This is a genomic window from Streptomyces sp. NBC_00464, assembly GCF_036013915.1.
In the GTDB taxonomy this organism is placed as follows: Bacteria; Actinomycetota; Actinomycetes; order Streptomycetales; family Streptomycetaceae; genus Streptomyces.
The window spans coordinates 1,690,031-1,704,220 of the sequence record NZ_CP107899.1 but is presented as its reverse complement, the minus strand read 5'-3'; the positions used below and the strand labels follow the sequence as shown (position 1 = coordinate 1,704,220).

At 73.4% G+C, this 14,190-nt stretch carries 9 protein-coding genes; 8 read left to right on the top strand and 1 reads right to left on the bottom strand.

Translation table 11 applies throughout. The features are described from left to right. The first annotated feature begins 79 nt into the window (after positions 1-79). The 8 genes from OG912_RS07265 to OG912_RS07230 all read left to right on the top strand — a co-directional run bounded on the left by OG912_RS07265 (position 80) and on the right by OG912_RS07230 (position 11,918). Positions 80-2,404, top strand: a complete 2,325-nt coding sequence (locus OG912_RS07265) for a polysaccharide lyase 8 family protein (RefSeq protein WP_443061077.1) — start codon at positions 80-82, stop codon at positions 2,402-2,404. A 65-nt stretch (positions 2,405-2,469) separates the two neighbouring features. After that, positions 2,470-3,870 (top strand): serine protease, encoded by a 1,401-nt coding sequence (locus OG912_RS07260; RefSeq protein WP_327708661.1) that lies wholly within the window; start codon positions 2,470-2,472, stop codon positions 3,868-3,870. Continuing rightward, positions 3,867-6,164, top strand: coding sequence for a tetratricopeptide repeat protein (locus OG912_RS07255; protein ID WP_327708660.1), 2,298 nt, complete (start codon positions 3,867-3,869; stop codon positions 6,162-6,164). The genes OG912_RS07260 and OG912_RS07255 overlap by 4 nt, the downstream gene beginning before the upstream one ends. 69 nt (positions 6,165-6,233) lie before the next feature. Further along, the gene (locus OG912_RS07250; protein ID WP_327708659.1) at positions 6,234-7,658 is read left to right on the top strand and encodes a zinc ribbon domain-containing protein; all 1,425 of its coding nucleotides are present in this window, start codon (positions 6,234-6,236) and stop codon (positions 7,656-7,658) included. Further along, positions 7,658-8,677: a hypothetical protein gene (locus OG912_RS07245; RefSeq protein WP_327708658.1), complete on the top strand. Its 1,020-nt coding sequence runs from the start codon at positions 7,658-7,660 to the stop codon at positions 8,675-8,677. The genes OG912_RS07250 and OG912_RS07245 overlap by 1 nt, the downstream gene beginning before the upstream one ends. Further along, entirely contained in the window at positions 8,674-9,912 is a 1,239-nt protein-coding gene (locus OG912_RS07240) for a carbohydrate ABC transporter substrate-binding protein (RefSeq protein WP_327708657.1), read from the top strand. Before OG912_RS07245 ends, OG912_RS07240 begins: the two co-directional genes overlap by 4 nt. Before the next feature lie 153 nt (positions 9,913-10,065). After that, a complete protein-coding gene (locus OG912_RS07235) occupies positions 10,066-11,649 on the top strand; it encodes an acyl-CoA carboxylase subunit beta (RefSeq protein ID WP_327708656.1) in 1,584 nt (527 codons plus the stop codon). 65 nt (positions 11,650-11,714) lie between these two features. Further along, the gene (locus OG912_RS07230) at positions 11,715-11,918 is read left to right on the top strand and encodes an acyl-CoA carboxylase subunit epsilon (protein WP_327708655.1); all 204 of its coding nucleotides are present in this window, start codon (positions 11,715-11,717) and stop codon (positions 11,916-11,918) included. A gap of 107 nt (positions 11,919-12,025) precedes the next feature. On the opposite strand, the gene OG912_RS07225 is transcribed toward OG912_RS07230, so the two are convergent. Further along, on the bottom strand, positions 12,026-14,179 hold the full coding sequence (locus OG912_RS07225; protein ID WP_327708654.1) for an alpha-galactosidase: 2,154 nt from the start codon (positions 14,177-14,179) through the stop codon (positions 12,026-12,028). Between the last annotated feature and the right edge of the window lie 11 nt (positions 14,180-14,190).

Sequence of the window (14,190 nt, the reverse complement as noted above, 5' to 3'; positions counted from 1 at the left end):
CCCTCGCAGTAAGCGCGTGCTAGACCGACCACCGACCGGTCTAAACCACTTGCCCACCGGAGGTAGCCCCGTGTCACTTCTGCCCGTCTGGTCCCGCCGCACCTTCCTCGCCACCGGCAGCGCCACCGCACTCGGCCTGGCGCTCGCCCCGACGGCCCGCGCGGCGCAGGACGAGTACGAGACGCTCAGGCTGCGCTGGAACGACCTCTCGCTCGGCACCGGATACGACCCCGCCACCGAGCCCTACGCCGCCAAGCTGGCCGAGACCGGCGCACTCGCCGCGGAGTTCCGCTCCACGATGGCCCCCGCCGCCGACTCCCTCTGGGCCGGGCACACCTTCGACCCGCCCTCCGGGATCACCTGGAGCTACGGCCGGCTGTGGACGATGACCCAGGCGTACGCCCAGCAGGGCACCGGCCACACCGGCGACGAGGGCCTCCTCGCCGACATCCTCCGCGGCCTCGACCACCTCTCCGCGACGGTCTACAACCCGGCCACGGCCCGGTACGGGAACTGGTGGGAGTGGCAGATCGGCAGCCCGCGGCTGCTCATGGACATCGTCGCGGTCCTGCGCCCCCACCTCGGCGAGGAGCGCGTCGCGGCCGCCTGCGCGGCCGTCGACCACTTCATCCCGGACAGCATGCTCACGGACTACAGCGGCACCTCGACCGGAGCCAACCGGGTCGACCTGTGCCGCTCCGTCGCCCTGCGCGGCATCCTCGGCCGGGACGCCGCCAAGACCGCGCTCGCGCGCGACGCCCTCTCGCCCGTCTTCCCGTACGTGACGAAGGGCGACGGCCTCTACGCCGACGGCTCGTTCGTCCAGCACACCTGGGTCGCCTACTCGGGCACGTACGGCCAGGTCATGCTCGACGGTCTCGGCCGCCTCTTCGCGCTCCTGGCCGGATCCACCTGGGCGGTCACCGACCCCAACCGCCAGATCATCCTCGACAGCGTCGAGCACGCCTACGCCCCGCTCATCCATGACGGTCTGATGATGGACAGCGTCAACGGCCGTGCCATCAGCCGGGGCCTCCTCAAGAGCGACGAGCTCCGCATCATGCGCAGCGACCACTTCCACGGCCAGGGCCTGATCGCCGCCGTCGCCCTGCTCGCGGGCGGTGCGTCCGCGGCCGAACGCGACCGGTGGAACGGCATGGTCAAGGGCTGGATCGAACGGGACACCGTCAGCCCGATCCTCGCCGCCCCGCAGTTCGGCGTCGCCGACCTGTCCCGGCTGCAGGCTGCGGCCGACGCCCCCGTCCCGGCCGCGCCCGAACCCGTCGGCCACACCCTGTTCGCCGCGATGGACCGGGCCGTGCACCGCCGCCCCGGCTGGGCCGCGAACCTCTCCATGTCCTCGGAGCGGATCAGCTCGTACGAATGCGGCAACGGCGAGAACCCGCGCGGCTGGCACACCGGGGCCGGAATGCTCTACTGGTGGCAGGGCCGGGACGGCGGCGGCCAGTACACCGACTGGTTCTGGCCCACCGTCGACTGGTACCGGCTGCCCGGCACCACCGTCTCCACCAAGCGCCTCGCCGACCGGGCCGGCGGCGAATGGGGCGAGCCGCGCCCGGCCGTGCAGTGGGTCGGCGGCGCGCACGACGGCGAGTTCGCGGCCGTCGGACAGCATGTGAAGGGCCTCGGCTCCACCCTGGAGGCCCGCAAGTCCTGGTTCTGCGCGGCGGATGCGGTCATCTGCCTCGGCGCCGGCATCACCGCAGCCGACGGACTCCCCGTCGAGACGGTCGTCGACAACCGCAACCTGGGCCCGGACGGTGGGCAGGCCCTCACCGTCGACGACCGCGCACACCCCCGCTGGGCCCATCTGGAGGGCCACGGCGGCTGGGTGCTGCCCGGCGGCGCGGCCCTGCACACCCTGCGCGAGGCCAGGACCGGTGCCTGGTCCGACATCAACACCACCAGCTCCACCGAGCAGCAGACCCGCCACTGGCAGACCCTCTGGCTCGACCACGGCACCGACCCGGCCGACGCCACCTATCTCTACCTCCTGATGCCCGGCGCCTCCCGGCGCACCGTCGCCGCCCGCGCGGCCGACGGGCACTGGCTGACGGTGCTCGCCAACACGGCCGCCGTACAGGGCGTCGCCGTGCGCTCGCTCGGGCTGACCGCCGCCAACTTCTGGCAGCCGGGCGAGGCCGGGCGGCTCTCCTCGACCGGGCCGGCCAGTGTGCTCGTACGCGAGGGCCGGAGCACCACGGCCGTCCGCATCAGCGGGCCCGACCGGAGCGGCGCACCGTTCGAGGTGGTCTGGGACCGGCCGGTGCGCGAGGTCGTCTCGGCGGATCCGGGCATCGAGGTCCGTGCCACCGGGCGCCGCCTCATGCTCCGTGTCGACCCGGGAACGGCCGGTGCCACCCTGAGGTGTGACGTCCGGTAGCCCGTTGGACGGACTGTGCGCGCAGTCTGGGAACCATGCGTGTTGCACGCGTACTCTCGGTAGCTATGGGGGAGTTGAGAGCGGACTGGCGGCTCCGGTTACGCCACGGCGGAGCGGACGGACCGGTGTGCGGAGCCGGAGTGCTCCTCACCCAGGACCGGATGCTGACCTGCGCCCATGTCGTCGGTGAACCGGACGCCCGGATGTGGGTGGAGTTCGCCGAGAGCCCCGGCATCCCGCCGGTCGGCGCCCGGGTCGCCCCGGACGGCTGGCTGCCCGGCCTCGACGGGGCCGACGGCGAGGACATCGCCGTGCTCGCCCTGGACAGCCCCCGCCCGCAGGCGGCGCCCGCACCGCTCGGCAGGCGGCTGGAGCGCGGCCGGGAGGTGTGGATCGGCGGCTACTCCCAGGCCCTCGACGACGGGATGTGGCTGAGCGGCCGGATCAGCGGACTGCACGGCGACTGGGTGCAGCTCGACGCCGGGATCAACGCCGAGGCGGTGCGCCCCGGGTTCAGCGGCGCCGCCGTCCAGACCCGGGGCGAGCGGCCGGGGACGGAGGAGGTCGTCGGCCTGGTCGTCAGCCGGCGCGGCGATCCGGAACCGGCGCCGCCCGTCGAGAACGACCTGGCGCTCTCGTACATGATCCCCGTCGACCGCATTGCCGCGCTCGTGCCGCTGGTCGCCGAACTGAGCGGTCCGGACGGCTGGGACCGCGGGCTGGAGCGGCGGCTGCGGCACTGGTTCGCGGGCGGCGAGGAGCCGGCGGTGCGGTTCGGGGTCGTCGCACGCGGAACCGGCCGCGACCGCGCCCTCCAGCACCAGCTCCACCGGGCCCACCTCGTCTGCCGGGGCGGCGCCACCCGGCGCGAGGACCTCGTCGAGACCCTGGTCGCGCAGCTGCGACCGCCCCGCTACCAGCGCAACGCCTACCGCGACTGGCTGTTGGAGGGCGGCAGGGCCCCGGACCGCTCGGACGGCGGCCGGCCCGCCGGATCGGGGCCCGTGCTCGCCGTGATCGGGCTGGACGAGGACCCCGACCCGGTCGCGCTCGTGTCACTCCTCGTACGCGTCAGGACGCTCGGATTCCGGCTGCTCGTCATCTTCCGCCGCGCCGACGGGGCCGGACTCACCGAGGTGGCGGAGCGGTTGCTGGTGCCCGCCCTGGAGGAACGGGCCGAGGTGCTGGTACGCCGCATCGAGCGCATCGAGCGGGAGTGGGCCGGACTGCGGGGCATGGTGGAATCGGCCTCCCTGGCACCGCGCCCCGCGGTCGACGCGGCGACCCGCCGCCACCGGCTGCGGGAACTGGGCATGCTGGCCGATCCGCAGGACCGGCTGACGGAACTGAAGCAGCTGTTACGGGAGTTACGTGACGACCTCGACCGGTCGAACGGATCCGGGCAGCCGGACCAGCCCGGTCTGCCCGGCCAGCGGCCCGGACGCGGACCGGCGGAGCGCCGATGAGGATTCCGTGCCCGCACCGCCGATTCACCGGCGCACCCTGCGGCGGAGCGGTCCGGTCGACCGGCTACTGCGACACCTGTGGCCGCGAGGAGAGTGCCCCCGGACTGCCGCCGCTGCCCACCGCCCCCGAGCGGCACGGCCCCGCCGGACTGCTCGAACTCCCGCTGCTGGACCCCGGCAGCCCCACCGAGCGCCTCGCCGCCGCCGAGCAGCCGGTCCGCATCGTGATGACGTGCTCGGCCGAGGCGTGCCGTACCCCGCTCGTGCCGCCGCACACGGCGGCCCCGCCACCGGACGAGGGGTACTGCCCGCAGTGCGGCGCCCCGTACTCCTACCGCCCCGAGCTGACGAAGGACGGGCCACCGCTCCAGGACCAGTACCGCATCCGCGGTCCCATCGCCCACGGCGGCCAGGGCTGGGTCTATCTGGCGGAGGACACCCACCTGGAGGACTTCGTCGCGGTCAAGGGCCTCCTCAACCGGTACGCGGAACGCGGCGCCGCCCAGGCCGGCGAGGAGCGCCGCAGCCTGGTCGCCATCCGGCACGAACGCATCGTCCAGATCCGCGACTTCGTCAGCACCCGCAACGCGGACGGCACCGTGTCGGGCGGCTACATCGTGATGGAGGACGTCGGCGACCGGACCCTGACGGCCGTCATCGAGTCGACCCGTAAGGGCGCCTTCGTCCTCGACATCGAGCACGTCATCACCTACGGCTGCCAGATCCTGGAGGCCCTCGCCCATCTGCACGGCATGGGCTTCCTGTACGGGGACATGAAACCGTCCAACGTCATCCACCACCTCGACGGGATCAAGGTCATCGACCTCGGCGGCGTCCGCAAGGCGGGGGCCGTCGACCCGCCGCCCGTCATCACCCCGTGGTTCGCCGCACCCGAGACGGACGGCACGGGCCCCCTCACCGTCGCCCACGACGTGCACACGGTCGGGGTCACCCTGGCCGAACTGGCCGGCTGGGCCGTCGGCGACGACGTGCCGGGGCTCGGCATCAGTTCGTTCCGGCTGGCCGTGGAACGGGCCACGGCCCACGACCCCGAGCGCAGGTTCGGCTCCGCCGAGGACATGGCGGGCCAGCTGCGCGGAGTGCTGCGCGAGATCCGGGCCCTGCGCGGCAAGCGCGACCAGCCCGAGCCCTCCGCCTACTTCACCCCGTCCACCGAACTGCTGGGCGCCCGCCTGGGCTCGGTACCCGACTACGCGCACTGGCTGCGCCGCCCGCTGTACGGCCGCCGCGAGACACCCCGGGCGCCCGTGCTCGACTCCGGGCTGCCCACCCCGACCGAGATCGCCCGCAGGCTGCCCGTGCCCCGGCCCTATCCGCGGGACCCGCAGGCCGCCCGGTTCGGGGTCAGCAGCTACGACCCGGCACAGCCGCTGACCCAGCCGGACCACGGGGAGCGGTCGGTGGAGATCTGCCTGCACAACGCCCGGCTGCTGCTCGGCCAGGACGGCGACGAGGCGCTGGTGGCGGCCCGGGAACAGGTACAGGCCGCCGCCGCCATACCGGGCCCCGGGCCGGTCCGGCAGTGGCGGCTCAGCTGGCACTGGGGGCTCGTCGCGCTGCGCAGCGCCGATGTGCTGGACGACCGGCAGCCCATGCTCGAAGCGGCCCTGGAGCACTTCTCCGCCGTGCACCGGGCCCTGCCGGGCGAGTACGCGGCCAAGCTGGCGCTGGCGTACAGCGCGGAACAGCTCGGCGACGGCCGGCCCGCAGGGGCGGGTCCCTCGGCGTACGAACTCTTCCGGGCCGTGCACGCCCGCAACCCCTCGCACGTCGGCGCGGCCCTGGGCCTGGCCAGGCTCGCTCTGGCGCGCGGCGACCGGACCGCGGCGACCGAGGTCCTGGCCCTGGTGCCGGACGAGTCGCGGGACCACACCGTCGCCCGGATCGCCGCCCTCCGCGTCAGGGCGGCCCGGCTCGCGACGGGGGACCGGCCGCTGCCCGACGAGACGGAGATCGACGCCTGCCTGGCCGCCCTCGCGCCGGAGCCGGGCACGCCGTCCCAGGTGGTCACGGGCGACGAGGCGGCCTGGCTGCTGCGGACCGAGCTGTACGAGTGGAAGCTCGACGCCGTCCGCGCCGCGGGCCGGGACCCGCGTCCCCGGGACGGCCTGCTGCGGATCGGGATGCCACCCCCGGCCGTTCGCGGGGAGCGGGCGGTACGGGCGGAGCTGGAGCAGTGCTACCGCTGGCTGGCCCGGCAGCGGCAGGGACCGGCCGAGTACGAGCGGCTGATCGACCTGTCGCACGCGGTCCGGCCGCAGACCCGCTTCTGACGGCCGTCACCGAGGGCCACGGCGCGACCGCAGGACCTACACCCCGTCCCGTACCCCTGGAGGCAGTTCATGGGCGCCATCGCCCCCTCGTCCGGGCTGGAGTTCAAGGTGTCCCTGGACCTCCGGCGCGACCAGCAGCCGCACCACGACACCCGGATCGACGCCCATCTGCGGGTCAAGGCCGCCGGTACCGGTCCCCGCGACGAGGTGCCCGCCGTCGAACTCGCCGTCGTCATCGTGCTGGACGTCGCCGCCGGGCGCCGGGAGTCCGCGGCGGCCGCCCTCGCCGCCACGCTGCGGGCCCTGCCCGACGGGGTCTCCTTCGCCGTCCTGGGAGGCGCCGACGAGAGCGGGGAGCCGTCCCGCTGCTACCCGCTGCATGGCCGGTGGGCGCTGGCCGACACGATGGAGAAGCGCCGCGCCGCGTTCAGCGCGGGCCGGATCGTCCCGGCGGCGGAGGACCGGCCGCCGCCCGGCTACCCCGCCTGGCTCGCCGCCGCCCGCGCACTGTTCGCCGAACGCCCGCTGCCACTACGGCACCTGCTGCTGATCACCGACGGCAGCGGCCGGGACCCGGCGGACGAGGCCGGGCCCGACGGGGACGGAGGCGCGCTCCGGGAGGAACTCGCCATCTGCGACGGCGCGTTCACCGCGGACGTGCTGGCGGTCGGCGGCGACTGGGACCCCGCGCCGCTGCTCGCCGTCGTCGAGCGCCTGCACGGCACCGCCGAGCACGCCCCCGACCGGTTCGGCCCCGCGGCCGTCGGGGCGCTGCGACGGCTGCGCCGGGTCCGCAGCCCCGAACTGCCGGTCGTGGTGACCGCGCGTCCGGCGGTGCGCGCGGTCGAACTGACCGAGACGGCCCCCCGCCAGCAACGGCTCACACCCGCCACGGGGCAGGAGGAGCCGCACCGGGCCCGCTTCCCCACCCACCAGTGGGAGCCGGGCACCCGCGACTACCTCCTCACCGTGCACGCCGACGCGAGCACCGACCCGCTCGGCGTGCTGCTGCAACTGGCCACCGTCTCCGTCGGGGACGCCACCGCCCCGCTGCTGGTCCGCTGGCTGCCGCCCGGATTCGCCGTGGGCGCGGGGGGCACCGGCGGCGGGGGCGGCACGCTCCAGGCGATGAACGCCGCCACCCAGATGCGGACCGCCCTCAACCGCGGATACGCCGCACTCGACCCGATGAGCCGCGACGAGGCCGAGCAGCAGTTCGGCCTCGCGGTCCGGCTCGCCACCGAGATCGGCGCCGCCTGGGTGCTCCAGGACGTGCGCGAGGTGGCCGACATCCTCGACGGCCCGCGCGGACTGGTCCGGGTCGGCCCGACCGTCGACCGCGGCACCGTGCGCCGGGGACAGCTGCACATCGCCTCGGGCCACGGGCTGGAACTGCCCGGCCACACCACGGGGAAGCCGGTGAAATGCCCGCACTGCCGCCATCTCGCCGGGCCCCGCGCCCGGTTCTGCATCGCCTGCGGAAGGAGCCTGTGATGCCCTCGCCGACCCGGTGGACACGCACCTTCCGGACCCGCCGCCGCACCCGCTCACGCACCAGACGGCTGCTGGAACGGCACCTGGCCGTCATGGTGGTGACCGCGCTCGTCTCGATGACCGCCCTGCTCGTCTCCTACCGCGAGGTGCAGAACGCCGCGGGCGAGATGCGCACCCGCGACGCACCCGCCGTCCAGGGGGCCGCCGCCACCCAACTCGCCCTGCTCCGCGCCCATCAGGAGGCGAAGAGCTCGCTCGATCACGGGATCGACGAGGTGGTCGGCGCCGGAGCGCGGTACGAGAACCAGCTGGCGGCCGCCGACCAGGGCCTGTCCAGGCTCTCCGACGTACAGATCGACGGGGAACGCGGCCGCGGCGTCCTCAAGACGGTCAAGGGCCTGCTGACCTCGTACAGCAGCTCCGTCACGCCCGGCGCAGTCAAGTACGTGCACGACGACCTGATGCAGGAGGAGAAATTCGCGGAGGCCCGAACCATCCTCGACCGGCCGGGCACCGGGGTCGTGCCGCGACTCGACGTCCTCCAGGACCACCAGATGCGGCGCGTGGACCGGGTCAGTTCGCTCGGAACGCTTCAGCGGACCGGCTGGGCCGTCGCCGAACTGGGCCTGCTGGTCCTGGCCCTGACCTGCCTCAGCACCCTGTGGGTGCTGCGCACCCGCTGCGGCCGCAGCCAGGACCCGTGGCTGCTGGCGGCGCTGCTGGTGACCGTCGCGCTCGCCGTCGTCCCGCTGTGGGCCACCGTCCACACCCAGGAGCGGCTGGACACCGCCCGCCACCGGCTGGTCGCGATCGAGCGACGGGCCCACGAAACCGCGGACCTGGTCGCCTCCCAGAACTTCGTCACCGACAACTCCACCGCCCTGCGCGGCCGGCTGGCCGCCCGGAGCTGGCAGAGCTGGACGTACTACGGGGCGTTGGGCGGCGCCGCGCTGATCGTCCTGCTGCCGGCCGCCGGCATCTGTCGGCGCCTCAACGCCGACTACTGGAGGGCCGGATGACCCCGTACCCCCGCGCGTTCCTCCTCGTCCTGGCCCTGTTCCTGACCGCAGCCGGCTGCGGACTCGCCGCCCCCGGCGGCAGCGACGAGGAACCGAAGGTGACGATCCTCGGCCCGTGGACCGACGACCAGGAGCAGCGGTTCAAGGACGTCCTGGACGGGTTCGGGATCCCGTACACCTACCAGGGCACCGCCGCGACCCGCGAGGTGCTGCTCGCCGAGGTCCAGGCCGGAGACCCGCCCGACATCGCGATCCTGCCGGGCGTCGGCGAACTCGTCGAGTACGCGGACGAGGACCGGTTGCGCTCCCTGAAGGGGCTGTACGACCCCGAGGAGTACGGCAATCCGTGGCAGCCCGAGGCACAGGACATCGCCGACGATCTGTGGGTACCGCTCAAGGCCGACCTCAAGTCCATCGTCTGGTACCGCGACGGCGCGGCCCCGGGCCGCAGCCCCGCGCCGCTGGCCTCGTGGTGCATCGGCATGGTCGACGACGGCGCGTCCGGCTGGCCCGGCAGCGACTGGATCGAGGACCTCATCCTCCAGCGCGCGGGCCCGGTGCTGTACGCCCGCTGGGCGACCGGCGACATGAAGTGGACCGAGGCCCCGGTGGCCGACGCCTGGACCGCGTGGGCCGGGATGCTCGCCCAGGACCCGGACCGGGCCGGCGACATGCTGCTGGCCGACCACCGCGGACGGGCCGGTGGCCACGGACTGCTCTTCGGCGGCGGCTGCGACCTGGAGCACCAGGGCTCCTTCGCCCGCGCCTTCTACGGCGACCGCAAGGAGCGGGCCGCCTTCGGGGACTCGGCACCGCTGCTGCCCGGCGGCCCCTATACGGTGAAGGCCCACGAGGTGTCGGCCGACTTCGCGGCGCTCTTCGGCCGGAGCGGCCCGGCCCGCGAGATGATCCGGCGGCTCGCCTCCCGGGATGCCCAGGAGGAGTGGGGCCGCACGGGCGGGGTGTTCTCGGCCAACGCCGCGGTCCCGCCCAAGACGGGCACGGTCGACCAGCAGGTGAGCCGGCGCTTCACGGACCAGCGGGTGCCGCTCTGCCTGGACGCGTCGGACGTGATGCCGGCGGCGGTGCGGGACGCGTTCTACGAGGCGGTGCTGCTCACGATGGCGCACCCCACGGAGCCGGTACGGTCGAGGCTGGAGGACATCCAGAAGGTCCAGGACGCCCAGCCGCCGGACACTCCCCGGCTGACGGGGGTGTGTGGCAGACCACAGTGAACCTTTGTGGAACATCCACAAACGAGGACGGGTGCGGGCTGGTACTTCGCCTGCATGGCCCATGGCTTCTGTCAGGCTCCACCAGGAAACCGGCCAGGAGACTGTACGGAGTCGACGGCAGGATTTTCTGGGTGGGGTTCGTAGGGTCGGTACATGACCGTTGTGGACGAAACCCAGGGCGAGCCGAGCGACACCCGTGGCCGTGTGGCGGAACTGCTGGCACTGCGCGAGCAGGCACGCCGCGGACCGAGTGACCGGGCGACCGAGGCGCAGCACGCCAAGGGCAAGCTGACCGCGCGTGAGCGGATCGAGCTGCTCGTGGACCCGGGTTCGTTCAAGGAGGTCGAGCAGCTGCGCCGGCACCGGGCGACCGGCTTCGGCCTGGAGGAGAAGAAGCCGTACACCGACGGTGTCATCACCGGCTGGGGCACGGTCGACGGCCGCACGGTCTTCGTCTACGCACACGACTTCCGGATCTTCGGCGGCGCGCTGGGCGAGGCCCACGCCACGAAGATCCACAAGATCATGGACATGGCCATCTCGGCCGGTGCCCCGCTGGTCTCGCTCAACGACGGCGCCGGCGCCCGTATCCAGGAGGGCGTCTCGGCGCTCGCCGGCTACGGCGGCATCTTCCAGCGCAACACCCGGGCCTCCGGTGTCATCCCGCAGATCAGCGTGATGCTCGGCCCGTGCGCGGGCGGCGCGGCCTACAGCCCGGCGCTCACGGACTTCGTCTTCATGGTCCGCGAGACCTCGCAGATGTTCATCACCGGACCGGACGTCGTCAAGGCGGTCACCGGCGAGGAGATCACGCAGAACGGCCTCGGCGGCGCCGATGTGCACGCCGAGACCTCGGGCGTCGCGCACTTCGCGTACGACGACGAGGAGACCTGCATCGCCGAGGTCCGCTACCTCATCGGGATGCTGCCCTCGAACAACCGGGAGAACCCGCCCACGGTGGCGAGCGACGACCCGGCCGACCGGCGCGGCGACGTCCTGCTGGACCTCGTCCCGGCCGACGGCAACCGCCCGTACGACATGCACAAGGTCATCGAGGAGCTCGTCGACGACGGCGACTACCTGGAGATCCACGAGCGCTGGGCCCGCAACATCATCTGCGCGCTGGCCCGTCTGGACGGCCAGGTCGTCGGCATCGTCGCCAACCAGCCGCAGGCCCTGGCCGGTGTCCTGGACATCGAGGCGAGCGAGAAGGCCGCCCGGTTCGTCCAGATGTGTGATGCGTTCAACATTCCCATCGTCACTCTTCTGGACGTACCCGGCTTCCTGCCCGGCGTCGATCAGGAGCACGGTGGAATCATCCGGCACGGCGCGAAGCTGCTCTACGCCTACTGCAACGCGACGGTGCCGAGGATCTCGCTGATCCTGCGCAAGGCCTACGGCGGTGCTTACATCGTCATGGACAGCCAGTCCATCGGTGCGGACCTCACCTACGCCTGGCCGACCAACGAGATCGCGGTGATGGGCGCCGAAGGTGCCGCCAACGTCATCTTCCGCCGGCAGATCGCCGACGCCGAGGACCCGGAGGCCATGCGGACCCGCATGGTCAAGGAGTACAAGGCCGAACTGATGCACCCGTACTACGCCGCCGAGCGCGGCCTGGTCGACGACGTCATCGACCCTGCCGAGACCCGCGAGGTTCTGATCGCCTCGCTGGCGATGCTCCGCTCCAAGCACGCCGACCTGCCGTCCCGCAAGCACGGCAACCCCCCGCAGTAGTCCGCGGCCCCGCAGCAACCCTGCAAGGCCCCGCGAAGACCTGCCGAGAAGACGGAGAGACATCCATGAGCACTGCCACCGAGTCCGTGCTGCGCGTCGAGAAGGGTCTGGCCGACCCCGAGGAGCTGGCCGCCATAACCGCGGTCCTGCTCGCCCGCGCAGCCGCCCAGCCCACCGACGCCCCCGCCCGCCGCGGCCGCGACACCGCGGGCTGGCGCCGCCTGGAGCGCACCCCGGGCTTCCGCGCCCCGCACAGCTGGCAGGGCTGAGAACCCGTGGTCCACCCCCCGAGCCGGGGGGTGGACCACAGCATTTCCGGGGCCGGGACCTGGCCGGTCCGGCGGCGGGGGATGCCGGATCAGACGGCGCGCAGAGATCAGACGGCACGCAGATGGACCAGCGCCGCGCTCTGAGGCGCCCGCGCAGGACCTGGCAGTCCCAGTGCTCCGAGCGCCGCACCGGTGGCCCGGACGCCCGTGACCTCCCAGCTCACCGACGGGTCAGCCGGTGCGACGAGCGAGGCGTGGTAGGTCCGGTCCGGGGCGAGGCCCGGTATGCGGAGCCGCGGTGGCACGGGCACTGTCTCGTCGAGCTGGGCGTAGGAGAAGAGTGCCTCCGAGCCGTCCCGGGCGACCACTCCATGGGCGAGCAGGCCCTCGGGCAGTCCGACTCGGGTCAGCCGCCCCGTGTGCAGGAGCGCGCGGTGCCGCTTGTAGAGGCCTATCCAGCACGCAAGACGGTCCAGCTCGCCGGCCGGCACCTTCGTGAGGTCCCACTGGACGCCGAACTGGCCGAAACAGGCCGTGGCCGCGCGGAGATCCAGACTGCTGGTCCGGCCGGTCTGGTGGGAGACCGGCGCGGCGACATGGGCGCCCAGGTACTCCAGCGGGGCGAGCTGGGCGCTCCAGTGCTGGATCGGCTGGCGGGACAGCGGATCGGTGACGTCGGAGGCCCAGACGCTCTGGACCCGTTCGAGTACGTCCAGGTCGATCCTGCCGCCTCCCGAGGCACAGCTCTCCCACGAGATGCCGGGATGGCGGCGGGCCAGTTCGTCGAGGAGCTCGCGGAAGGCGAGGGTCTGCCGCCGTGACGCGGGCCGGCCGGAGCCGCGCGAGTCACCGCCGTCGATCTGGTCGCGGTTGTGGTCCCACTTGACGAAGTCGATCCGGTGCGCCGCAGCCAGCCGGCCGAAGGAGTCGAGCAGGTGGTTCCGCACGTCCTCCCGGCCGAGATCGAGCAGGTAGCAGTTGCGTTCCAGCACCGGCGTCCGATTGCCCGTCCGCAGAATCCAGTCGGGATGAGCGCGGTGGACCGCGGAGTTCGGGTTGACGGCCTCCGGCTCCCACCAGAGCCCGAACTCCATCCCCTTCCCGTGCACCCGGTCCACCAGCGGTGCCAGGCCGTGCGGCCACACCGCCGGGTCCGGGGTCCAGTCACCCAGGCCGTCGTCGAGGGAGGTGCGGCCGGCGAACCACCCGTCGTCGAGCACGAATCGCTCGGCACCCAGCTCGGCCGAGATGTCGACCAGCGCGGTCAGCGTCTCCAGGTCGTGGTCGAGGTAGACGGCCTCCCACGGGTTGAACATGACGGGTGCGGGCGACGACGGATGGGCGGCGAGCGACCGGACGTACTGATGGGTCGCGTCCGCCAGTCCGTCGAGGCCGCGCGCGGACGCGGCCACGTGCACCCAGGGCGTCGTGTACGTCTCGCCTTCGGCGAGGACCACCTCGCCCGGGTGCAGCAACTCGCCGGCCCGGACGACGGCGGTGCCGGAGCTGAGCTGCTCGACCGCGTACCGGTGGTTGCCGCTCCAGGCGAGGTGGACACCGAGCACCTCACCCTCGCCGTATCCGAAGCCGGGGGTGCCGACCACGACGAGACCGGTGCCGTCGAGAACCCGCATGCCGCGACGGTGCTCCCGGACCCACTGCCCGTCCGCGAGGGCGCGGCGCTGGGGCTGCCGCTCGCGGGCCCACCGCCCGGTGAAGTCGAGGATCTCGCCCGCGCCGGTCGGAACGGGGACGACCACATCGAGCGCGTCGACCACGTAGGGGCCGGCGCCGGTGTTGGTCAGCACGTGCCGGAGGCGGAGCCCTCCTCCGTGGACGGCTTCGGCCTCGAAGCGCAGGTCGAGCCCCGCTGCCTCGTCGGTGGCCCGGACCACGAGTGAGCCGTCGTCGCAGCGCACCGGGCCGGGGCCGAACGCGGTGGACCAGTCGCTCCCCGGGCCTTCGGGGCCGACCCGGTGGCCGAGCAGTGCGGGCCGTCCGAGGTAGCCGCGCGCGTGCTCCGGGAGCACGCTGACGGGTGAGCCGGTCAGCCAGGAGTTCCAGGCCGTGGTCTCGACCGAGGCCGGGAGCGTCAGGGACCGGACGTCCGTCGCCGCCAGGGGGAGCCCCACCCACCCGATATCGGGCAGGCCGTCCGCCCTCGGCAGCAGGACCATCGTCGTGGTCTCGGTCCCGCCGAGTCCGGAGAGGGACACGGGGGCGGTGGGCGCGGGCACGGCAACGCGTCCGGGCTCGATCATTCGGTGACTCC